Source organism: Mycobacterium sp. ACS4331, from assembly GCF_001667265.1.
Taxonomy (GTDB): Bacteria; Actinomycetota; Actinomycetes; order Mycobacteriales; family Mycobacteriaceae; genus Mycobacterium.
The window spans coordinates 1-19,129 of record NZ_LZHW01000061.1 but is presented as its reverse complement, the minus strand read 5'-3'; the positions used below and the strand labels follow the sequence as shown (position 1 = coordinate 19,129).

At 67.6% G+C, this 19,129-nt stretch carries 27 protein-coding genes and 3 tRNA genes; 9 read left to right on the top strand and 21 right to left on the bottom strand.

Annotated features, from left to right (window positions below; translation table 11 throughout):
- Nucleotides 1–101 precede the first annotated feature (101 nt).
- The 13 genes from rplA to A5727_RS14810 form a co-directional block, all read right to left on the bottom strand.
- Nucleotides 102–809 carry a 50S ribosomal protein L1 gene (gene rplA, locus A5727_RS14870; protein WP_068250601.1) on the bottom strand — a complete coding sequence of 236 codons (708 nt, stop codon included), beginning with the start codon at nucleotides 807–809 and terminating at the stop codon, nucleotides 102–104.
- Between the two features lie 87 nt (nucleotides 810–896).
- On the bottom strand, nucleotides 897–1,325 hold the full coding sequence (rplK, locus tag A5727_RS14865) for a 50S ribosomal protein L11 (protein ID WP_068250595.1): 429 nt from the start codon (nucleotides 1,323–1,325) through the stop codon (nucleotides 897–899).
- Nucleotides 1,326–1,388: 63 nt separating this feature from the next.
- On the bottom strand, nucleotides 1,389–2,063 hold the full coding sequence (nusG, locus tag A5727_RS14860) for a transcription termination/antitermination protein NusG (RefSeq protein WP_231992081.1): 675 nt from the start codon (nucleotides 2,061–2,063) through the stop codon (nucleotides 1,389–1,391).
- Between the two features lie 156 nt (nucleotides 2,064–2,219).
- Nucleotides 2,220–2,690, bottom strand: coding sequence for a preprotein translocase subunit SecE (gene secE / locus A5727_RS14855; RefSeq protein ID WP_068250589.1), 471 nt, complete (start codon nucleotides 2,688–2,690; stop codon nucleotides 2,220–2,222).
- Between the two features lie 88 nt (nucleotides 2,691–2,778).
- Nucleotides 2,779–2,851: transfer RNA gene (locus A5727_RS14850), tRNA-Trp, on the bottom strand.
- 144 nt (nucleotides 2,852–2,995) lie between these two features.
- A complete protein-coding gene (gene hadC / locus A5727_RS14845) occupies nucleotides 2,996–3,499 on the bottom strand; it encodes a (3R)-hydroxyacyl-ACP dehydratase subunit HadC (protein WP_068250586.1) in 504 nt (167 codons plus the stop codon).
- A 14-nt stretch (nucleotides 3,500–3,513) separates the two neighbouring features.
- Entirely contained in the window at nucleotides 3,514–3,942 is a 429-nt protein-coding gene (gene hadB / locus A5727_RS14840; protein ID WP_068250581.1) for a (3R)-hydroxyacyl-ACP dehydratase subunit HadB, read from the bottom strand.
- Nucleotides 3,929–4,408, bottom strand: coding sequence for a (3R)-hydroxyacyl-ACP dehydratase subunit HadA (hadA, locus tag A5727_RS14835; protein WP_068250578.1), 480 nt, complete (start codon nucleotides 4,406–4,408; stop codon nucleotides 3,929–3,931). Before hadA ends, hadB begins: the two co-directional genes overlap by 14 nt.
- Before the next feature lie 70 nt (nucleotides 4,409–4,478).
- Entirely contained in the window at nucleotides 4,479–4,646 is a 168-nt protein-coding gene (gene rpmG, locus A5727_RS14830) for a 50S ribosomal protein L33 (RefSeq protein ID WP_068250576.1), read from the bottom strand.
- A gap of 42 nt (nucleotides 4,647–4,688) precedes the next feature.
- Nucleotides 4,689–4,762, bottom strand: a tRNA-Met gene (locus A5727_RS14825).
- Between the two features lie 39 nt (nucleotides 4,763–4,801).
- Nucleotides 4,802–4,874, bottom strand: a tRNA-Thr gene (locus A5727_RS14820).
- 104 nt (nucleotides 4,875–4,978) lie between these two features.
- Nucleotides 4,979–6,226 carry a globin domain-containing protein gene (locus A5727_RS14815; protein ID WP_068250573.1) on the bottom strand — a complete coding sequence of 416 codons (1,248 nt, stop codon included), beginning with the start codon at nucleotides 6,224–6,226 and terminating at the stop codon, nucleotides 4,979–4,981.
- Nucleotides 6,223–6,672 (bottom strand): RrF2 family transcriptional regulator, encoded by a 450-nt coding sequence (locus A5727_RS14810; RefSeq protein ID WP_068250570.1) that lies wholly within the window; start codon nucleotides 6,670–6,672, stop codon nucleotides 6,223–6,225. The genes A5727_RS14815 and A5727_RS14810 overlap by 4 nt, the downstream gene beginning before the upstream one ends.
- Before the next feature lie 99 nt (nucleotides 6,673–6,771).
- On the opposite strand from A5727_RS14810, the gene A5727_RS14805 reads away from it, so the two are divergent.
- From A5727_RS14805 to A5727_RS14790, 4 genes are all read left to right on the top strand, one after another.
- Nucleotides 6,772–7,488 (top strand): MBL fold metallo-hydrolase, encoded by a 717-nt coding sequence (locus A5727_RS14805; protein WP_068250567.1) that lies wholly within the window; start codon nucleotides 6,772–6,774, stop codon nucleotides 7,486–7,488.
- A 60-nt stretch (nucleotides 7,489–7,548) separates the two neighbouring features.
- Complete coding sequence (locus tag A5727_RS14800) at nucleotides 7,549–8,514, top strand: phospholipase effector Tle1 domain-containing protein (RefSeq protein WP_068250564.1); 966 nt, start codon at nucleotides 7,549–7,551, stop codon at nucleotides 8,512–8,514.
- A gap of 74 nt (nucleotides 8,515–8,588) precedes the next feature.
- On the top strand, nucleotides 8,589–9,287 hold the full coding sequence (locus A5727_RS14795; protein ID WP_068250561.1) for a crotonase/enoyl-CoA hydratase family protein: 699 nt from the start codon (nucleotides 8,589–8,591) through the stop codon (nucleotides 9,285–9,287).
- Between the two features lie 9 nt (nucleotides 9,288–9,296).
- Nucleotides 9,297–9,890, top strand: a complete 594-nt coding sequence (locus A5727_RS14790) for a TetR/AcrR family transcriptional regulator (RefSeq protein ID WP_068250557.1) — start codon at nucleotides 9,297–9,299, stop codon at nucleotides 9,888–9,890.
- A gap of 22 nt (nucleotides 9,891–9,912) precedes the next feature.
- On the opposite strand, the gene A5727_RS14785 is transcribed toward A5727_RS14790, so the two are convergent.
- Entirely contained in the window at nucleotides 9,913–10,383 is a 471-nt protein-coding gene (locus A5727_RS14785; RefSeq protein WP_068250554.1) for a carboxymuconolactone decarboxylase family protein, read from the bottom strand.
- Between the two features lie 53 nt (nucleotides 10,384–10,436).
- Here A5727_RS14785 and A5727_RS14780 point away from each other — a divergent pair, with 53 nt between their 5' ends.
- Nucleotides 10,437–11,420, top strand: a complete 984-nt coding sequence (locus tag A5727_RS14780) for a pirin family protein (protein ID WP_068250550.1) — start codon at nucleotides 10,437–10,439, stop codon at nucleotides 11,418–11,420.
- Nucleotides 11,417–11,746: a GNAT family N-acetyltransferase gene (locus A5727_RS14775; RefSeq protein ID WP_068250544.1), complete on the top strand. Its 330-nt coding sequence runs from the start codon at nucleotides 11,417–11,419 to the stop codon at nucleotides 11,744–11,746. The genes A5727_RS14780 and A5727_RS14775 overlap by 4 nt, the downstream gene beginning before the upstream one ends.
- A 4-nt stretch (nucleotides 11,747–11,750) precedes the next feature.
- Here A5727_RS14775 and A5727_RS14770 read toward each other — a convergent pair whose 3' ends face one another.
- The 3 genes from A5727_RS14770 to A5727_RS14760 all read right to left on the bottom strand — a co-directional run bounded on the left by A5727_RS14770 (nucleotide 11,751) and on the right by A5727_RS14760 (nucleotide 13,361).
- Entirely contained in the window at nucleotides 11,751–11,975 is a 225-nt protein-coding gene (locus A5727_RS14770) for a hypothetical protein (protein ID WP_068250541.1), read from the bottom strand.
- Nucleotides 11,976–12,219: 244 nt separating this feature from the next.
- On the bottom strand, nucleotides 12,220–12,537 hold the full coding sequence (usfY, locus tag A5727_RS14765) for a protein UsfY (protein WP_068250538.1): 318 nt from the start codon (nucleotides 12,535–12,537) through the stop codon (nucleotides 12,220–12,222).
- A gap of 68 nt (nucleotides 12,538–12,605) precedes the next feature.
- Nucleotides 12,606–13,361: an O-methyltransferase gene (locus A5727_RS14760; RefSeq protein ID WP_068250535.1), complete on the bottom strand. Its 756-nt coding sequence runs from the start codon at nucleotides 13,359–13,361 to the stop codon at nucleotides 12,606–12,608.
- 122 nt (nucleotides 13,362–13,483) lie between these two features.
- Between A5727_RS14760 and A5727_RS14755 the strand changes: the two genes are divergently transcribed.
- Nucleotides 13,484–14,269: a methyltransferase family protein gene (locus A5727_RS14755; RefSeq protein ID WP_197507667.1), complete on the top strand. Its 786-nt coding sequence runs from the start codon at nucleotides 13,484–13,486 to the stop codon at nucleotides 14,267–14,269.
- Here the strand turns inward: A5727_RS14755 and A5727_RS14750 are convergent.
- Together A5727_RS14750 and A5727_RS14745 are read right to left on the bottom strand one after the other, a co-directional pair.
- Nucleotides 14,199–15,137: a membrane protease subunit, stomatin/prohibitin gene (locus tag A5727_RS14750; RefSeq protein WP_068250532.1), complete on the bottom strand. Its 939-nt coding sequence runs from the start codon at nucleotides 15,135–15,137 to the stop codon at nucleotides 14,199–14,201. The genes A5727_RS14755 and A5727_RS14750 overlap by 71 nt on opposite strands.
- Complete coding sequence (locus A5727_RS14745; RefSeq protein ID WP_082949823.1) at nucleotides 15,134–16,582, bottom strand: PE-PPE domain-containing protein; 1,449 nt, start codon at nucleotides 16,580–16,582, stop codon at nucleotides 15,134–15,136. The genes A5727_RS14750 and A5727_RS14745 overlap by 4 nt, the downstream gene beginning before the upstream one ends.
- A gap of 140 nt (nucleotides 16,583–16,722) precedes the next feature.
- On the opposite strand from A5727_RS14745, the gene A5727_RS14740 reads away from it, so the two are divergent.
- Complete coding sequence (locus A5727_RS14740; protein ID WP_068250529.1) at nucleotides 16,723–16,947, top strand: hypothetical protein; 225 nt, start codon at nucleotides 16,723–16,725, stop codon at nucleotides 16,945–16,947.
- A gap of 11 nt (nucleotides 16,948–16,958) precedes the next feature.
- On the opposite strand, the gene A5727_RS14735 is transcribed toward A5727_RS14740, so the two are convergent.
- A complete protein-coding gene (locus tag A5727_RS14735) occupies nucleotides 16,959–17,273 on the bottom strand; it encodes an ArsR/SmtB family transcription factor (protein ID WP_068250526.1) in 315 nt (104 codons plus the stop codon).
- A gap of 124 nt (nucleotides 17,274–17,397) precedes the next feature.
- Between A5727_RS14735 and A5727_RS14730 the strand changes: the two genes are divergently transcribed.
- Nucleotides 17,398–18,606: an MFS transporter gene (locus A5727_RS14730; RefSeq protein ID WP_068250523.1), complete on the top strand. Its 1,209-nt coding sequence runs from the start codon at nucleotides 17,398–17,400 to the stop codon at nucleotides 18,604–18,606.
- Nucleotides 18,607–18,667: 61 nt separating this feature from the next.
- Here A5727_RS14730 and A5727_RS14725 read toward each other — a convergent pair.
- Nucleotides 18,668–19,129, bottom strand: a 462-nt coding sequence (locus tag A5727_RS14725; RefSeq protein ID WP_197507665.1) for an HNH endonuclease signature motif containing protein, incomplete at its 5' end; no start/stop codon positions are given.

Sequence of the window (19,129 nt, the reverse complement as noted above, 5' to 3'; positions counted from 1 at the left end):
ATGTTGGGTTGCGTCACTATTTTTTTTCTTTTTTCTTTTCTCGGGCGCGGGGGCCCCCCGCGCTTCCCCGCGCCCCCCCCCCCCCACGACTGTCGGTGAGATCAGGCTTCGGTGAAGTTCCGGGTCACGGCCGGGTCGACCGGGATGCCCGGGCCCGTCGTCGTCGACACCGTGATCTTCTTCAGGTACCGGCCCTTGGACGAAGACGGCTTGGCCCGCAGGATCTCGTCGAGTGCGGCACCGTAGTTCTCCGCCAGCTTGGCCTCGTCGAAGGAGGCCTTGCCGATGATGAAGTGCAGGTTGGCCTGCTTGTCGACGCGGAAGTTGATCTTTCCGCCCTTGATGTCGGACACGGCCTTGGCGACGTCCGGCGTGACGGTTCCGGTCTTCGGGTTCGGCATCAGGCCACGCGGACCCAGCACCCGGGCGATCCGGCCGACCTTGGCCATCTGATCGGGCGTGGCGATCGCGGCGTCGAAGTCGGTCCAGCCACCCTGGATCTTCTCGATCAGGTCGTCGCTGCCCACGGCGTCGGCGCCGGCGGCCAGCGCGGCCTCGGCCTTGTCACCGACCGCGAACACCACTACGCGGGCGGTCTTGCCGGTGCCGTTGGGCAGGTTGACGGTGCCGCGGACCATCTGGTCCGCCTTGCGGGGGTCGACACCCAGCCGGATCGCGACCTCGACGGTGGCGTCCTGCTTCTGCGACGACGTCTCCTTGGCCAGCTTCGCGGCCTCGAGCGGGGTGTAGAGCTTGGTGCGGTCCACCTTCTCGGCGGCTTCGCGATATGCCTTGCTGTTCTTGCTCATTGGATGTCCAATCAGTGTCGTTGGAGTCGTGGTTCCCGGGCCGATGCCAGCCCTCCCACGGGGGTGCGGATCTGCCGATCCGCTTCGCTACTCGACCGTGATGCCCATCGACCGGGCGGTGCCGGCGATGATCTTGGCGGCGGCGTCGATGTCGTTGGCGTTGAGATCTTCCTTCTTGGTCTCGGCGATCTCGCGCACCTGATCCCAGCTGACCGAGGCGACCTTGGTCTTGTGGGGCTCACCGGAACCCTTCTGCACGCCGGCGGCCTTGAGCAGCAGCTTGGCGGCGGGCGGGGTCTTCAGTGCGAACGTGAAGCTGCGATCCTCGTAGACGGTGATCTCGACGGGGATGACGTTTCCGCGCTGCGACTCGGTCGCGGCGTTGTACGCCTTGCAGAACTCCATGATGTTGACGCCGTGCTGGCCGAGCGCAGGACCAACCGGCGGGGCGGGGTTCGCCTGGCCGGCCTGGATCTGCAACTTGATCAGCCCAGCGACCTTTTTCTTCGGGGCCATGGGTGTGGTGTTCCTTCTTTTCCTCAGGGCTCGAACGAGCCCACTTACTAGCCGAGAAGTCGGCTAAATCTTGGCGACCTGGTTGAAGGTCAGTTCGACGGGAGTCTCGCGACCGAAGATCGACACCAGCACCTTGAGCTTCTGCTGCTCGGCGTTGACCTCGCTGATCGATGCGGGCAGGGTCGCGAACGGGCCGTCCATGACGGTGACCGACTCGCCCACCTCGTAATCGACCAGGATCTCCGGGCGTTCCAGCGTGGCCTCGGTCGAGGCGCCGGTGCTGGCCGCAGCCGCGGTGGACTTGGCGGCCTTCTTGGCCGCGCCCTGCGGCAGCAGGAACTTCACGACGTCATCGAGCGACAGCGCGGTGGGCCGCGAGGTGGCGCCGACGAATCCCGTCACACCGGGGGTGTTGCGCACAGCCGACCACGAGTCGTCGGTCAGGTCCATCCGCACCAGGATGTAACCGGGCAGCACCTTGCGATTGACCTGCTTGCGCTGGCCGTTCTTGATCTCGGTGACCTCTTCGGTCGGCACCTCGACCTGGAAGATGTAGTCGCCGACGTCGAGGTTCTGCACGCGCGTCTCGAGGTTGGCCTTCACCTTGTTCTCGTAGCCCGCGTAGGAGTGGATGACGTACCAGTCGCCCGGCTTGCTGCGCAGCTCCTTCTTCAGGGCCACCGCAGGGTCTTCGTCTTCGGCCGGGGTGTCGGCTGCGGCCTCGGCCGCCTCTGCCACGGCGGCGTCCGCGCCGGTGACCGTCTCGTCGACAATGACATCGCTGACATCGCCCAGGGCGCTCTCGGCGCCCTCGACGACTTCGTCGCCAGACTCAGCCGCGGGCGATTCGCCCTCGAAGCTAGTCACGGTTGTCAGTCCTTCCTACGTGAAATCTCAGTCGCCGAACACCAGCAGGACCAGCTTGGCCAACCCCAGGTCGGTCAGGCCGATCAGCGTCACCATGAACGCCAGGAACACCAGCACCACCGAGGTGTAGGTCACCATCTGCTTGCGGTTCGGCCAGATGACCTTGCGCAGTTCGGCGACGACCTGACCGAGGTAGGTCCAGACGAACTTGAACGGCGCCAGGATGCCCCCGGAACCGCCCTTGTCCTTGCCCTTGGCCTTCGCCTTGGTCTTGGCCTTGGTCGCCTTCGCGGCCTTGTCGTCGTCGCTGTCGCCGTCACCGTCGACATCGGCACCGGCCTCGTCCTCGGCGGGCGCCTCAAGGACGCGCCGAGACCGCTTGCCGGTGGGACGCGCGGGCGCCACAACCGCACCACGGCCGGCGTCGGTGCCATCGCGGCGACCGTCGTCCTCGGTGCCGTCGCCCAAGGCGTCGGCACTGTCGCGCTCGTCGCTCACCGCACGCTCCTTAGCTTCACCTGCTGCAGCCCGTCGGGCTGATTGGTCCGCATGTCTCCAGTGTCCACATTGCCAGTATTCAGTTGAGCAGGGGCGACAGGACTTGAACCTGCAACCTGCGGTTTTGGAGACCGCTGCTCTGCCAATTGAGCTACGCCCCTCTGAGCCGAAACGGCCCTTCGGTTACTGCTGAGGCCCACACAACTCGCGCGCTCCCCGATCGGTCAGTTGCGAACCGCCGGACAGCGCGCTTGTTCTGGGAGAAACCCCGAGGTCCGAGTGTACAACGGGGTCACAGTGTGTTCCTAATCCGCCACTCTCATCACCTGACCGCTGGCGACGTCGAACTTGACCTTGGCCGATTCGTCGCCCTGCTGCCCCATCATCGTGGTGAAGGCCTCCAGGACAACCTCACCGGTCTCGTCGGTGAGCACGTTGCGGGTGACCACGATGTCCGCACCGAACCGCTCGTCGACCGAGTGCACGTGCATCACGGCGTTGAGCTTGTCGCCCACCTTGATCGGCCGGTGGTACAGGAACTGCTGGTCGACCTGAACGATCTGCATGGTCTCCATGCCGATGTCCACGGTGCGGAAGAAGTACTGCTGCACCAGCAGCGCGATCGTCGAGACGAAGGTCAGCGGCGCCAGGAGCGTGTCGTAGCCGAGTTCGGCCGCGGCCTGCTCATCGTGGAAGGCCGGATCGTCGTTCTTGACCGCGCGGGCGTACTCGCGCACCTTTTCGCGGCCCACCAGAAAGTAGTCCGGGTATTCGACGACCAGTCCGCGGATGTCGGTCTTGAGTGCCATGTCCCCAACCTCGCCTAGGCCAGCTTGGCGGTGGCGATGGCGCGGCCGAAGATCTTCTTGCCGCCGGTGGTCGCGTTGATGGCGATAGTCACCGACTTGGAGTCCTCGTCGACCGACTTGACCCGGCCGTTGAAGACGATCTCGGCGCCCTTGCCGTCGTTGGGCACCGGGACGACCGCGGTGAAGCGGACGTTGTACTCGGTGACCGCACCCGGGTCGCCGACCCACGAGGTGACGTATCCGCCGCCGAGGCCCATGGTCAGCATGCCGTGGGCGATCGCGGTGTCCAGTCCGACCATTTGAGCGATCTCGTCATCCCAGTGGATCGGGTTGAGGTCGCCGGAAACGCCCGCGTAGTTGACGAGGTCCTGCCGCGTCAGCGGAATGACCTTCTCCGGCAACTCGTCGCCGACCTTGACCGAACTGAATTCACGCAGAGCCATCGTTGAAACCACTTTCCCCGTCTTCTTCGCTACGCCCCGCAAGCGTGGTGTAGGTCTCCTGAACTAACTCGCCATCCTGGTTCGTGATGATGTTCTTCGTGACGATGATGTCGGTGCCGTGCGCCTTGCGCACGGCGTGCACGTGGACATCGCAGTACAGCTTGTCGCCCGCCTGGATGGGCTTGAGGAACTTCAGCTCCTGGTCGACCTGGACGATCTTGGCGTCCTTGATGCCGATGTTGGCGTCGTCGAAGAAGGCGGACTGCGCCTTGTAGCCGAAGATGCTGATGAATGTCAGGGGCGCCGGCAGTCCGGTGTAGCCGATCGCGGCGGCCGCATCGTCGTCGAAGAAGAACGGGTCCTCGTGCTTGACCGCGACGGCGTGCTCGCGAATCTTCTCGCGCTCTACCTCGTAGTGGTCGGGATAACGGAAATGCATCCCGACGATCTTCTCGGACAGAGCCACGGGCCAGAACCTACCTAGTCAAACCTCGGCAGACCAACTGTCTGCGCAACACGGGCGTCGCGAGCGCGGGTCAGCGCGATTCGCGGTGCGCCTGGTGCTTGCCGCAGTTCGGGCAGAACTTCTTCAGCTCCAACCGGTCGGGGTCGTTGCGGCGGTTCTTCTTGGTGATGTAGTTGCGGTGCTTGCACACCTCGCAGGCCAAAGTGATCTTGGGCCGGACATCGGTACTGGAGGCCACGTCAGTCGTCCTTCTTCTTCGCGTTCTGCGCGCTTGTTCTTGTAGCGGTGGGGGGACTCGATCCCCCGACCTCACGATTATGAGTCGTGCGCTCTAACCAGCTGAGCTACACCGCCCCGGATCGACGCGGTCGGTGCCCCGCCCGGCGTCCACCGAGCCCCCTAACGGAATCGAACCGTTGACCTTTTCCTTACCATGGAAACGCTCTGCCGACTGAGCTAAGGGGGCGGTACCTATCTTTTGACCCACGCCTTCCGGGTGGGCCTTAAAGAGGGTACAGTCTGCGGCTTTTCAACACCAAACCGCAGGTCAAACGCACCTTTTCGGGCATTTCAGGCCAACAGCCAGTCATTTGGACTGAAAAGTTCGCAGTGCACGCGGTGGCCCGCGACCCCGGAATCGATCAGTTGCGCCCGGACGTTGGCGACGAACGCGTTACCGCCGCAGAGGTAGATCTCGGAGCCGTCGGGCACTCCCCGGGTGAGGTCGGCGAGGTTGAGCAGTCCCGCGTGCACGCCGGGACGCCCGCCGGTCAGGCCGTCCTCGTACCAGACGTCGAGGGTCGCGCCCGGCAGCTGGGCCACCAGTTCAGCCTGGCGTTCCCGCAGCGGGTGCGCTCCGTCGCCCCGGTCGGCGTGCAGGACGGTCACCGCGGTGTCGCAGCCCTGCGCGACGAGCGCTTCGAGGATGCCGATCATCGGCGTGATCCCGATGCCCGCCGAGATCAGGACCAGGGGCGCGTCGCCTGACCCCGGAGCGGGCAGGTCACCGAAGGGCACCGTGACGTCGAGCAGGTCGCCGACGCAGACGTTGTCGCGGATCCAGGTGGACACCTCCCCGGCGGGCGCATCGCCGACGGCGTCGACGGGTCGGACCGCGAACGTCAGGTCGCCCTGCGCCGGCGCGTTGATCAGGCTGTACTGCCGCAGTTGGCGCGCGCCGTCGGCCATCGTCACGCCGACCGAGACGTACTGGCCGGGCGCGAACGCGTCGATGCCGCCAGACAGGGGGCGGACCGTGATGAGCACCGCGCCCGAGGGGTCGGCGACCCGGTTCACCACGCGAGCGCGCCGGTAGACGTCGCCGTCGGCCACGCCGGCCTGCGCATAGAGGTCACGCTCCAGCGCGATCAGGGTGTCGGCCATGAGCCAGTACACGCGGTCCCAGGCGGCGGCCACCTCCGCCGTCACGGTCTCCTCCCCCAGCACCGCCACGATGGCCGCGAACAGGTTGTCGTGCACGACGGGATACTGCTCGGCGGTCACTCCGAGCGACGCGTGCTTGTGCCCGATGCGGGACAACAGCTCGGCGGGATGCGGCAGGTCGGGATCCACCAGGTGGGTCGCGAACGTCGCGATCGACGCCGCCAGTGCCCGCTGCTGGGCGCCCTGAGCCTGGTTGCCTCGGTTGAACAGATTCCGAAGCAGCTGCGGGTGGTTGGCGAACAGGCGCCGATAGAACTCGCCGGTGATCTCGTCGATGTGCGCGCCGATCAGCGGCAGGGTTGCCTTGACGATCTCGGCGTGGTGGGGCTCGAGTTCGTCGCGGATCGCGGCCGATTCCCCTGCGGTGACGGTCATGGGTGGCGCCTTTCTGTGGAGAGTTGCAGAACAACCGGCAGGCGGGAGCCGCCGGTGAGATCGGTGACGGTGTAGCGGTCCAGTTCGCGGTAGAAGGCCTCCTTGGCCTCGGCCAGCGCGCGGCGCAGGCGGCAACCCGCGACCAGCGGGCACGGGCTCTCGCCCGCACAGTCGATGACTTCGCGGTCCCCCTCGAGCCGGCGCACGAGCCATCCGATGGAGGCCGTGCGGCCCGCCTCGGTCAACTCCAATCCCCCGGCTCGACCGCGCCGTGCGTTCACCATGCCCAGCTCCGCCAGACGCGAGACCGCCTTGGCGATGTGGTGCTCGGACGCGCCTGCCCCCGCCGCGATCGTGCGGGTGGTGACGCGTCGGCCGTCGGCCTCCCCCTGGCCCAGGAGCATCATCGCCCGCAGGCCGAGGTCGGTGAACCGGGTCAACTGCATGGGGCGAATCTATAAATTCCGCATCTGTGATGCGAGTTTTTCGGCTGTGCAGTCAAACACCCCGTGAAGTGCGGTTTTTTGACCTGCAATGATGAGCTCATGGCTAATGACGACCGCCTCTACTTCCGGCAGCTGCTGTCCGGCCGCGACTTCGCCGCGGGTGACCCGATCGCGACCCAGATGCGCAACTTCGCGTACCTGATCGGCGATCGTGAGACCGGGGACTGCGTCGTGGTCGACCCCGCCTACGCTGCGGGCGACCTCCGTGACATCGCGCAGGCCGACGGCATGCGGTTGTCCGGCGTGCTGGTGACCCACCACCATCCCGACCATGTCGGCGGCACCATGATGGGTTTCACCCTCAAGGGTCTGGCCGAGCTGATGGAACTGCAGAGCGTGCCCATCCACGTCAACACCCATGAGGCGGAATGGGTTTCGCGGATCACCGAGATCCCGCTCGCCGATCTGACCGCCCATGAGCACGGTGACAGGGTCAGCGTCGGCGCCATCGAGATCGAACTCCTGCACACCCCCGGCCACACGCCGGGCAGCCAGTGCTTCCTGCTCGACGGCCGTCTCGTGGCCGGCGACACGCTGTTCCTCGACGGGTGCGGGCGCACCGACTTCCCGGGCGGCAACGTCGATGAGATGTTCCGCAGCCTGCAGCAGTTGGCCCGCCTGGCCGGCGACCCCACGGTGTTCCCCGGACACTGGTACTCGGCCGAGCCGAGCGCGCCTCTGGAGGAGGTCAAACGCAGCAATTACGTCTATCGCGCGTCCAACCTCGACCAGTGGCGCATGCTCATGGGCGGCTGACGCCCCTCGGGTAGCCGACTACGCGCGATTTCGTCCTGCGCCCCGACAACCCTGGGCGCCATGGTCAACATCGCGATGTGCTTCGACGACGCGGCCCCGCAGGCGGGCGACAACATCGCCGCGCTGGGCCGGCTGCTCGACACCGGTGATCAACTGGTCTGGCATGGGGCGGCGGACGCTGCGGCAGAGGCATACCGGTTCCTGACCGAGCGGTGGCAGCCGGGCGATCACATTCACGTCTTCGGTTCCGGGGCCGGTGCGGTCAGCGCGCTGGGGCTGACTCGACTGCTCGACACGCTCGGGATCGCCGGAGGCCCGCTCCATGACGGTGCGCTTCACGATGTCGTCCTGGACTACGCATTGGCCCACTGGGCGCTGCCCACCTCCGTGCGGACGCCGACGGACTGGCACCGGCTGCATTCCCTGGGCTGGCGCCTGCGCGGAACCCGCCCCTCAGTGCCGGTGCACTACCTGGGACTCTGGGATGGCGTCGAATCCTCTGCCGCACAGCGGAATTCCCGGTTCACCGGCTTCGACAACGTCATCTGCGGTCGCCATGCGGTGGCGATCGACGAACGCCGCGCGGCCCTCGAGGTGCACTCACCCCGTGTCGAGGAGGTGTGGTTCTGCGGAACTCACGCCGCCGTGGTGGGCGCGCGCGGGACCGACCCCTCCCGCACCCTCGCGGCGCGGGACTGGGTGCTGGCCGGCGCGTGGGCCGTCGGCCTTGCCCATCGCGGCGACGCCACACCACCGCCCGCCGCGCCGCGCGGGGCCCTGGATCGTCGAACCCCTGCGATGGGTCTGCTTGCGGGGGTTCGGCTGCCCATCCGACGCAGGAGGATGCCCGACGGTGCGCTGGTGCACCGCAGCGTCGAGCCTCACCTGCGCACCGACGACCGGTACTGGAAGCGGTTGCCGCACTGCTTCACCTGGGTCGACCCCGAACGACCCCCTGAGCGGCTGCCCGACGTCGGCACCACCCTCGAGAACACGGCGACGGTCGAGGCGCTCCGGGCCTCTTGAGTTTCGTAACAGCGTTACGTAACGTCGGCCCCACCGCCCCGCACATGCGCGCGGCGCCGATTCGAGGAGCTTTGATGAGCGGTCCGGTCACCTATCGCCACGACGATTCCATTGCGGTCATCACGCTCGACGACGGCAGGGTCAACGCCCTTGGCCCCGCGATGCAGGCCGAGATCAACGGCGCCCTGGACAACGCCGAGCGCGACGATGTCGGTGCCATCGTGATCGCGGGCAACAACAAGGTGTTCAGCGGCGGGTTCGATCTCAAGGTCTTCCAGTCGGGAGACGCCGAGGCCGCGGTCGGGATGCTCAAGGGCGGGTTCGAACTGTCCCACCGCCTGCTGTCCTTCCCCAAGCCGGTCGTGATGGCCTGCACCGGTCACGCGATCGCCATGGGCGCGTTCCTGTTGAGCAGCGGGGATCATCGGATCGCGGCTCCGGGCTACAACATCCAGGCCAACGAGGTCGCCATCGGCATGGTGCTGCCGTATGCCGCGCTCGAGGTGATGAAGCTGCGGCTGACACCCTCGGCGTATCAGCAGTCCGCGGGCCTGGCCAAGGTGTTCTTCGGCGAGTCGGCCCAGGCCGCCGGATACATCGACGAGATCGTGCTTGGCGAGACCGTCCTCGAGCGCGCCGAGACCGTCGCGCGCGAGTTCGCCAACCTGAACCAGCGGGCCCACCACGCCTGCAAGATGCGCGCCCGCGAAGCGGCGCTGGCCGGTATCCGGGCCGGAATCGACAATATGGCGGCCGAACTCGGGCTCGCCTGATCCACGCCCATGGCCAGGCCCAAGCAGCGCACACCCCAGCTGCGGGACCGGGTGCTTGCGACCGCGGTCGACGTGCTCAGCCACGACGGCGTGTCCGGTTTCACCACACGCCGCGTCGCCGAGCGCGCCGGCACGTCGGTGCCCGCGATCTATGAGCTGTTCACGGATAAGGCCGGACTGGTCAAAGCCGTGTACTTCGAAGGGTTCCGGCGACTGGGCCGCGCGCTGGCGCTGATACCCGCGACCGATTCGCCGCTGACCGACCTCGAGCAGCTGATCCCGGTGTTCCGCCGGTTCTGCCTGGAGCACCCGGCGCTGGCCCGGGTGATGTTCTCGCGTCCCCTGCAGGACTTCGACCCGACCCCCGACGACATCGGAACCGGCCAGCCCACGGTTCGCGAGGTCCTTCTGGCCAAGGTGCGCCGATGCGTCGAAACCGGGGCGCTGCACGGTGACCCCGTCGACATCGCGCATGTCCTTCTCGCGCTCGCACAGGGCCTGGCGGTCCAGGAGGGCGGGCGCTGGCTGGGCGGTTCCGAGGAGTCGGTGAACCGGCGCTGGCGGGTGGGCGTACAGGCACTGCTGCGGGGTTTCGCACCATAGGCTCGGGCGCCGACCCGAGGGGTCAACCATCGGGCCGCACGATGTGCCCGCTGAGCACCGAGACGCGGTTGAACGCGTTGATCGTCGTGGCGACCCAGACGATCGCGGACAGTTCGTCGGGATTCAACGCCTCTGCCGCGCGCGCGTACTCGCGGTCGGCGGTGTCCCGGTCGGGCAGCGTCGTGGTGATCTCGGCGAGCCGAAGCGCGGCCCGCTCACGTTCGTCGAACAGTTCGGTGTCACGCCACGCCGGCACGGTGGCCAACTGCTTGTCGGAGACTCCGGCGGCACTCGCGCGGCGGTGGTGGATCTCCAGGCAGGACGCGCAGCCGTTCAGCTGCGAGACCCGGATGTTGACCAGCTCGACGAGGCCGCGCGCCACGCCGGCCTCCTTGGCGACGGTCGACACCGTGTTGGCGACGGCCACCAGAGCCTTGTAGGCGGCCGGGGACTGCTTGTCGATGTGGATGTGCTCGGTGCGCTGGGTGTCCATCCGAGGCCTTCGTCGGCGAGTAGTGTCGGATTCGATCGTAGGTGAGGAGCCAGGTGAGCAATCTCGAGACCGCGCCGGTCGAATTCGATTGTGCAGCCACTCCGTCCACGACAGTCGAGATTCTGCAGCCACGCGATGTGCCACTCGGTGGACCACGGGCCATGCGGGTGCAGCGCACGCTGCCACGGCGCCAGCGCTCCCTGATCGGTGCCTGGTGTTTCGCCGACCACTACGGCCCCGAGGACGTCCGATCGCGGCCCGGGATGGACGTCGCCCCGCATCCGCACACGGGCCTGTCGACGGTCAGCTGGCTGTTCAGCGGAGAGATCGAGCACCGCGACTCCGCGGGCGTGCACGCGATGGTCCGCCCCGACGAACTGAACCTGATGACCGCGGGTGCGGGCATCTGTCATTCGGAGGTCTCGACACCGAACACGACGCTTCTGCACGGACTTCAGCTGTGGCTGGCGCTGCCCGAGCAGGCCCGGCACGGCGCCCGCGACTTCCACCATCACGTGCCGCCGCCGGTCGACCACGACGGCGCCACAATCCGGGTGTTCCTCGGCGAGCTGGCGGGCTCGCGTTCGCCGGTGCCGACCGCCACGGCCCTGCTCGGAGCTCAGCTCGACCTGCCCAGCGGAACCAGTGTGCGCGTGCGCGTCGACCCGGACTTCGAACACGGCGTCATCGTCGACAGCGGCACGTGCGAGGTCGCCGGTGCGCGTGTGCTGCCCCGCCAACTGGCGTATCAGGGCCCGGGCCGGCGGGACCTGACGCTGGCCGCCGTCGGCGACGAACCGGTCCGTGCGGTGCTCCTCGGGGGCGAGCCGTTCACCGAGGACCTGCTCATGTGGTGGAACTTCGTCGGGCGCAGCCACGACGAGATCGTCGAGTACCGCACCCAGTGGGAGGCCGGGTCCGACCGCTTCGGCCGGGTCGAGGGTTACCGCGGGGCGCTGGCCCGAATCCCTGCGCCGCCTCTGCCCGGCACCCGACTTCGACCTCGCACGCCCCCCACCCGAAAGGAATCGCCATGACGCTGGCCGACAAGACCGGAGCCCCGGTCACCATCACGAAGGACGCCGACCGCTTCCTCGTCCGCGTGGAGGGCCAGGACGTCGGGATGGCGCAGTTCGCCGAGCGCGGCGGGCAGCGCGTGTTCTTCCACACCGAGGTCGACGAGGCGTTCGGCGGGCGCGGTCTGGCGACGATCCTGATCGGGGAAGCGCTGGCGGCGACGCGCGCCGAGGGGCGGCGAATCGTGCCGGTGTGCCCGATGGTGGCGGCCTACGTCCGCAAGCACCATGAGTTCGACGACATCACCGATTCGGCGACGCCGGAGATCATGCGGACGCTGCAGTAGCGGGTCAGCAGCCGACGCGGCAGAAGAAGGCACCCGCGATCAGACCGATGGCGATCGCGAGGGCGGGCTGACCGCTGGACGCCGCCATGGCGACACCCGTGACCGCGGCGACGCCGATGAAGAACAGCAGGATCCCCATCAGGATCCGGACTCCGCTGATGGATCCCCCAGCAGCGTGCGGAACCACCTTCTTTGACTGCCCCGTCGGGCCGTCGTCGAGTCCGACCATTGCGATCCCTTCCGTTATGGCGTGGGACACAGTGTAGGACATTTTGTGTCGTACACCACATTGACACTCAGATTGCTGAATGTAAGGCCACCTAACCTGTTTGCGCAGCTTGATGAGGGTGACTAAGCAACTTATTACCTTGCTGAACGATCCGCCCCGGTGTTCCGCCGTCAGGCCGTGCGCACGTGGCAGGCCAACGACCATCCGCCCGCCAGCAGCGGCCGGCGGATTTATCGCCTGCGAGTCACGCGGCGCGCACGTTGGGCGCCGGGTCGCCGTCCGAATGCTCGGCCATCCACCGCCGCTCGACACGCTTGACCCGCTGATGTTCCAAGGTGACCAGGCCGGCCCCGGCCGTCACCAGCGCCCCGGCGATCAGCGCCAGAATCAGCGTCAACTCGCGGTTGCCGTATGCCGTCGCGGCGATCGTGCCCGCGATCAGCGCGGTTCCCACGGCGATCAGCAGCAGGCCAGGCAGCCACAGCGTGTCGATGAACGACTCGCCGGCGTGCGGCTGGGTGGTCCGGGCATGATCGACAGGGTCGTGAAACGCACCCTTCATCGCCTCTCCCTTCCTCGCAGAGACCCCTCCAGGCTACGCCGATTGTGATACATGTCACATTGCTGCTGCTACGGGCCGAGGTACTCGGACTCCAACACCAGATCGGGCAGCAGGCTCTGGTACTCGACGTGGGTCCGGTGCTCCCGGGTGTCCCAGCTGCGGCCCTGCTCGCTGCGCATGTGGGCGCGGTATCTCGGGGCACCCGGGATGCGGACGTTGTCGGCGACGACGATCGATCCCGGGTGGAGCCACCCCTGGCCGACGATGCTGTGCAGGTCATCGAGGTATGCGGTCTTGTCGTGGTCGATGAACACGAAGTCGAGCGCACCCGGGCCGAAGGGCGGGCTCGCGGCCAGCGCCCCGAGCGTGGATCCCCCGTCCCCGATCGCCCCGACCACGCAGTGCATCCTGGCCTCGACCCCGGCGTGCGCCCAGATCCGGCGAGCCACGGCGGCGTTGGCGGGCGACAGTTCCACCGAGTACACGACCGCGTTCGGTGCCGCCCGCGCGATCCGCAGCGCACCGTAGCCGCAGTACGTCCCCAACTCGAGGGCCAGCCGCGGATCCGCCCGCCGGACGGCCGCATCGAGCAGCAGACCCTTCTCATCGCCGACGTTGACCAGAAACGACTGGTGGTAGGCGAATTCATCGATGGTGGCGAGCACATCGTCGACGTCGCCGGCGCGGGCATGCTTCTCGACAAAGTCCGCCACCGCAGCCTCACGTCCGTCGCCGACCTGACCCCCGCGGTTGATCCGGTTGGCGCCGACCGCCATTCGCCAGAACGACCGTCGCAACATCGGCACATGGCGTCGCACGTCCATTGCTCCACGGTACGTCTGCGCCATTGCGAACGGGTCGAGCCGGGACGACACTTGACCACGGGAACCACGTCTGGGCGGGGGGGTCGGAGACGACTGAGTCGCACGGCGATCGAGGGCACGCCATGATCGCACTCGGGTACGGCGTGGTGTGCCATGCGTGCTTCGGCGCAGGCGTCGCGGCCATGGTGATCGCGATGTTCTTCGGCATGAGCCGCAGTCTGGGGTCGGTGCCGCCGCCGTGGAACTGGGCGGCCAACGCGGCGCTGCTGGTGCAGTTCCCGGTGCTGCACTCGGCGCTGCTGACCGGCCGAGGGCGCGCCATGCTGGCCCGGTTGGCGCCGTCGGGAACCGGGTCGACGTTGGCTTCGACCACGTTCGTGGTGATCGCGTCGGTGCAGATTCTGGCGCTGTTCGCGCTGTGGTCGCCCTCCGGTGTGGTGTGGTGGCGCGCCGGCGGAGCCGTCCTGGTGGCGATGACGGCGTTGTATGCGTGTGCCTGGCTGCTGCTTGGGAAGGCCATGGCCGACGCGGGCCTGAGCCTGCAGACCGGCAGCCTGGGGTGGGTGGCCCTGCTGCGACATCGCGCGGCGCGCTACCCGCCGATGCCGCAGCGCGGTCTGTTCCGGCTCACTCGCCAACCGATCTATGTCGCGTTCGCATTGACGCTGTGGACCGTGCCGACGTGGACGCCGGATCAGCTTGCCGTGGCGGTCGTGTTCACCGTGTACTGCGTTGCGGCACCCCGGTTCAAGGAGGCGCGCTACCGGCGGATGTTCGGCGAGGCGTTCGACGCCTACGCGCGCCGGGTGCCGTACTGGCTGCCCAGGTTCCGGCCGGTCAGCCGGCCTGCGGCACCACGTATGTCGGCTGATACGGATTCTGCCCAGCCTCGATGGCCTGGGCTTTGAGATAGTCCTCGGCGCTCGGGTAGCCCGCGATCTCCGCCTGCTTCTGCAGCGCCTTCTGCCGGGCGAGTTCGGTCTGCGCCTGCGCTGCGGCCTTCTCGGCCTCCGCCTTGGCCTTGGCCGCATTGGCGTCGGCGACGCCCTTGGCCTCAGCGGCCCTGGCGTCCGCGATGGCCTTCTGCTCGGCGATGATCGCCTCCTTCAGACCGGTGTCCAAGGGGTCCGGCTTCATCACCGTCACCTGGAAGTTGGTGAAGAACTCCCGGCCGTCCGTACGCGCCTTGGACGCGCTCGGCAGTGCGTCGCGCAGCGCGTTCTGGAATTCGATGCGCACCCGCTCGTCATTCCAGATCTCGCGCCAGGTGTACTTCTGGGCGACGCTGATCAGCACCTGCTCGGCGGGCTGGCCGATCACGTATCGCAGCAGGTTCACCCATCCCGTCGTGACGAGACCGTCGTCGTCCAGCCAGCCCTGGTACTTGGTGCCGAAGTCACGGTGGAAGTCCATCAGCATGGCGCAGTCGGTGGTGAGGTCGAACGTGATCACCACCGGCACACGGAGTTCCGCCGGGGCCGTCGCGTTGGAGACGACCGTGGTGGCCTCCGCCTCCGAATCCGGGCCGCCGGTGGCATCCCAGCTGATCTGCCTCGACGGGTAGCGGTACGCCTCGAAGCCGCCCGGCGGGTTGAACTCCGAGGTCTCGGGATCGATGCACCCCTCGACTTTCGGGTCGGTGGGGATCAGCAGGTAGTCGTCCACCTTGACCGCCGTCTGTCCCGGCCCCACCTGGGTGGCGCAACTCGACAGGATCACACCGACGACCACCAGCCCCACCGTTGCCGCGACGGCGACGAGGGCTCGGCGTTTCACGACTCGTCCCCGCCGGCCTGCGTCGTACCTCCAACGGTTGAACTCGCCAACCCGCCCGCTTCGGCGCCCTGAGACCCCTTGCGGGACAGGACTTTCGCCACCCGCTCGGCGATCCTGCCGTGACGAGACTCGAGCCTGGTGGCGCGGCCCGGGGCGGCGGTGTCGGCGGCTCCATCGGATCCCGTGGCTCCGGTGGCCGTGGTGACGGAGTCGCGGGCGGTGATCCGGTTGCGCGGGGCCAGCGTGGACCGCCATCGTTCCTTGAGTTCCGAAAGCCGGCCCTGATCAACGGCGTTCGGCTCGGGCGCGGGCGTCGTGGCCGCCGGCGACGGGGTGACGCCCAGGTCCCTCTTGAGGTTGTCGAATCCCTCACGGATGGCGTCCGGCAGCTTCTTGAGCGCCTTGATCGCCACGTCGGGCGGGGCGAAGAGACTGGCCGTGATGTAGCGGTCCGGGTTGGCCACCGGGTCGTTGTCGGGGTAGGACGCATCGACGATGACCTTGAGCGCCGGTTGCAGGAAGTCGGCGATCGTGTTGCCGAGCTTGCCACCCCAGTCACGCAGCGGTTGCAGCATCGGCAGGCCGTCGGCACGGTAGGTGACGTAGGCGGTGTTGGTGTTGCCCGCGGAGTCCAGCGGCACCTTGGTCACCGTGCCGTCGACCTCGACGATGTAGTGGTAGCCCTTCTGCAGCACCGGTTCGCCGGTGATCGGGTCCTTCGGCGGGGCGAGCTCACCGGTGACCGGGTCGGCCACCCAGGTCTGTTCGTCCGGATCCTCCGGCAGACCCGTGAACGCCTGCGACTTGTATCGGTAGGCATAGGCGATGATCGAGTTGAGCAGCGCCACAACGTTGGTCACATACGCCGGAGCGCTGGAGTTCCAGGCGTATTCGTAGCCCACGTCCACGATGTCGACGCCCTCATCGGTGGGAGTCGGCCATGGGTACACCCCCAGGATGGTGAACGGGATGTACCGCGACCCGTAGCCGCCATTGGGCCGGTTGACGTTGTTGTCGAGGATCCAGCGGGTGTTCAGCACCAGGTCCCGGTCCGCCTCGCTGCCGTTGAGCAGCAGGAGCATCGTGACGGTCGCCGCACCCGAACCGCGTCCGGACGTCAGCACCAGGTCCGGTTCGTCGTCACCGACGTTGTTGCGCAGCGCGGCCTTGAGGTTGTCGGGGTTGACGTTGTACGGGAACAGCGAGAACTTCGACACCACTGTCGGCCCGAACTTCGCGTTCCAGTCCAGTCCGTAGAACTTGTCGATGCCGTCGGCGTTCCAGTTGGTGGCGCTGCCGTGGGTGATCAGCGCCGAGAGATCGACCCCGTGCGTACGCTGCGCCGGCGCCGTCGTCGCCACGGCGCCGACTCCGAGCGCGGTCGTCAGCGCGACACCACCGACGAAGGCCGGTACACACGCACGTCGAAATCCGCCGCTGGCCATTGATTGCCTCCCCGAACATGATCCCGGTCACACCGACCGCTGGGCGAAGTGAAGATATCAGCGGATGGGCCTGGATGCGGGGTCGATACAGTCAGACAGAGTCGGTGTCGGTTCGATGCGAAAGGCAGGCGATGGCTGCAATGCCCAGGAAGCGTTGGAGTGAGCTCTCCCCCAAGGCCAAGGTCACGATCGTCGCGGTCGCGGCCATCGACGCGGGACTGCGGGCCTGGGCGCTGCGCGACCTCGCGGGCCGGGACGCCGCGCATGTCAATGGCCCCAAGTGGTTGTGGGGCGGCGCGCTCGGGCTGCTGAGCAGTTCGGGCATCGCGCCCGCGGCCTACCTGCTGGTCGGCCGCAAGTCCTGATCTCACGCGCCTCAGTGCGCGCCGGCCTCCCGATTGGCGCAGCCCACGACGGCTTCCAGAAGTCCCGGCAGCGCGGCCTCGACCTCGGCGTCGCGCAACCGCTGACACGTCAGGCCGTCGACGACCGAGCGTTCGACGAGTCCTGCCTCGCGCAGGATCTTGAAGTGATGTGTGGCGGTCGACTTGTTGATGCCGTCGTACAACGCGGCGCACTGGACCGCGGTGCCCGCATTGCGCAGTCGCCGGACCATCTCCAACCGAACCGGGTCCTGCAGTGCGGCCAGCACCTGATGCACCGATCCCACCGGGTCGTTCGACTCCCCCATGTTCTGTGCCCCTCATCACCCGGAAATTGAGTTTGATGTCCATCAAACCACGCGTAGGCTCGGTGGGGTTCGATGTTCATCAAACGTCACAGGAGAACCCATGTCGTCGGCCTCGGCAGGATCCATGTCGCCGGCCTCGGCGGACGCCGCCACCGGGAGTCAGGACCAGCGCTGGGCTTACGCCCTGCTCCTCGTCCTGAGCGGTGTCGCCCTCGGGGTGTCCGGGATGCCGGCACCGCTGTACGGCATCTACGAGACGGCATGGCATCTGTCGCCGCTGGCGACCACCATCGTGTTCGGCGTCTACGCCTTCGCGGCTCTGGCGGCGGTGCTGGTGTCGGGACGGATCTCCGACGTCGTGGGCCGCAAGCCGGTGCTGCTGGGAGCGCTCGTCGCGCTGATCGTCGGGCTCGTGCTCTTTCTGTTGGCCCAGAACATCGTGCTGCTGCTGATCGCCCGCGCCATCCACGGCGCCGCGGTGGGTTCGATCGTGGTGGCCGCCGCCGCGGCACTGCTGGATCTGCGACCCGACCATGGGATGCGCGCGGGACAACTCAGCGGCGTGGCGTTCAACATCGGCATGACGGTGGCCATCGTCGTGTCGGCCGGGCTCGCGCAGTACGCCCCCCATCCGCTGCGCACGCCGTACGCGGCTGTCGCTGTGGTGTGCGCGGTCGTCGGCGCGGGTGTGCTGGCGCTGCGGGAGACGCACACGTCCCGCGCGACCGGTCCGATTCGAATCTCCAAACCCGCTGTGGCGCCGGAGATCCGGCAGGACTTCTGGTTCGCCGCGTTGGGTGCGATGGCGTCCTGGTCGGTGCTGGGAGTGCTGCTGTCGCTGTATCCGTCACTGGCCGCGCACCAGGCCCACATCGACAACCTGCTGTTCGCGGGCGGGGTCGTCGGCACCACGGCGTTCTCGGCCGCACTCGCCCAGTTGGCCTCGACCCGGGTGCCCGCGCACCTGGCGGCGATCGTCGGGGACGTCGGCATGGCCGTCGCACTGCTGGTGACGATCCCGGTGCTGGTGCTGCAGTCCTGGCAGCTGGTCTTCGTGGCGGCGGCCCTGCTGGGTGCGACGTTCGGATTGGGCTTCGGCGGTTCGCTGCGCCATCTGTCGAAGGTGGTGCCGACCGATCAGCGCGGCGAGACGATGTCGGCGTTCTACGTGCTGGCCTACAGCGCGATGGCGGTGCCCACGATCATCGCCGGTTGGGCCGCCACCCGCTGGACGCTGGCGACGGTGTTCCCGTGGTTCGCGGCGCTCACCGCGCTGGCCTGTGTGGCCGCAGCCGTCGTCGGAGCGGTCAGCATGCGCAGGGCGGCCCGCTGACACCGCACCGGGTCCGGCATGACGCAAGGACGCCGCCCCCAACGCGGTCTCGACGCACCAGCTACAGGTAGTCGTCCTTGGGTGCGACGGTGACGATCTCACCCCGCGTCGTGTCCTGCGATGGAGGTTCGTACGGCGTGTACCACCACCAGTCGCAGCGTTCCCCGGAAGTCCCGGAGTAGGGCCGCACCCGCGGCGGGGGTCCGTGCGGTCGCCGCGCCAACGTACCGTGACTGAGTTCGACACCGTCACAGTCGAGCACCCGCAACCGGCTGGCCGGTCCAAGGACGGTGATCTCACCCCTGTGATGCATCCGATGATGATGCGGACACAGCAGCACCAGGTTCTCCAACTCAGTTTCCCCGCCGTCCTCCCAATGCCGGATGTGATGGGCATGCAGACCCCGCGTCACCCCACACCCCGGAACCGCACACATCGGATGCCGATGCTCCAGGGCGCGACGCAACCGCCGACCGATCGTGCGCGTGCTCCGCCCCGACCCGATCAGCTGCCCGTCGCGTTC

What these genes read in the sequence shown, in the direction of transcription:
- A5727_RS14745 (WP_082949823.1), bottom strand. Translation starts at nt 16,582, where the DNA reads ATGGCCAGCGGCGGATTTCGACGTGCGTGTGTACCGGCCTTCGTCGGT.
- A5727_RS14810 (WP_068250570.1), bottom strand. Translation starts at nt 6,672, where the DNA reads ATGCAGTTGACCCGGTTCACCGACCTCGGCCTGCGGGCGATGATGCTC.
- usfY (WP_068250538.1), bottom strand. Translation starts at nt 12,537, where the DNA reads ATGAAGGGTGCGTTTCACGACCCTGTCGATCATGCCCGGACCACCCAG.
- hadB (WP_068250581.1), bottom strand. Translation starts at nt 3,942, where the DNA reads ATGGCTCTGCGTGAATTCAGTTCGGTCAAGGTCGGCGACGAGTTGCCG.
- A5727_RS14730 (WP_068250523.1), top strand. Translation starts at nt 17,398, where the DNA reads ATGTCGCCGGCCTCGGCGGACGCCGCCACCGGGAGTCAGGACCAGCGC.
- A5727_RS14790 (WP_068250557.1), top strand. Translation starts at nt 9,297, where the DNA reads ATGGCCAGGCCCAAGCAGCGCACACCCCAGCTGCGGGACCGGGTGCTT.
- hadC (WP_068250586.1), bottom strand. Translation starts at nt 3,499, where the DNA reads ATGGCACTCAAGACCGACATCCGCGGACTGGTCGTCGAATACCCGGAC.
- A5727_RS14815 (WP_068250573.1), bottom strand. Translation starts at nt 6,226, where the DNA reads ATGACCGTCACCGCAGGGGAATCGGCCGCGATCCGCGACGAACTCGAG.
- rplK (WP_068250595.1), bottom strand. Translation starts at nt 1,325, where the DNA reads ATGGCCCCGAAGAAAAAGGTCGCTGGGCTGATCAAGTTGCAGATCCAG.
- A5727_RS14805 (WP_068250567.1), top strand. Translation starts at nt 6,772, where the DNA reads ATGGCTAATGACGACCGCCTCTACTTCCGGCAGCTGCTGTCCGGCCGC.
- A5727_RS14740 (WP_068250529.1), top strand. Translation starts at nt 16,723, where the DNA reads ATGCCCAGGAAGCGTTGGAGTGAGCTCTCCCCCAAGGCCAAGGTCACG.
- rplA (WP_068250601.1), bottom strand. Translation starts at nt 809, where the DNA reads ATGAGCAAGAACAGCAAGGCATATCGCGAAGCCGCCGAGAAGGTGGAC.
- A5727_RS14800 (WP_068250564.1), top strand. Translation starts at nt 7,549, where the DNA reads ATGGTCAACATCGCGATGTGCTTCGACGACGCGGCCCCGCAGGCGGGC.
- A5727_RS14785 (WP_068250554.1), bottom strand. Translation starts at nt 10,383, where the DNA reads ATGGACACCCAGCGCACCGAGCACATCCACATCGACAAGCAGTCCCCG.
- A5727_RS14760 (WP_068250535.1), bottom strand. Translation starts at nt 13,361, where the DNA reads ATGGACGTGCGACGCCATGTGCCGATGTTGCGACGGTCGTTCTGGCGA.
- A5727_RS14735 (WP_068250526.1), bottom strand. Translation starts at nt 17,273, where the DNA reads ATGGGGGAGTCGAACGACCCGGTGGGATCGGTGCATCAGGTGCTGGCC.
- A5727_RS14795 (WP_068250561.1), top strand. Translation starts at nt 8,589, where the DNA reads ATGAGCGGTCCGGTCACCTATCGCCACGACGATTCCATTGCGGTCATC.
- A5727_RS14755 (WP_197507667.1), top strand. Translation starts at nt 13,484, where the DNA reads ATGATCGCACTCGGGTACGGCGTGGTGTGCCATGCGTGCTTCGGCGCA.
- A5727_RS14770 (WP_068250541.1), bottom strand. Translation starts at nt 11,975, where the DNA reads ATGGTCGGACTCGACGACGGCCCGACGGGGCAGTCAAAGAAGGTGGTT.
- A5727_RS14775 (WP_068250544.1), top strand. Translation starts at nt 11,417, where the DNA reads ATGACGCTGGCCGACAAGACCGGAGCCCCGGTCACCATCACGAAGGAC.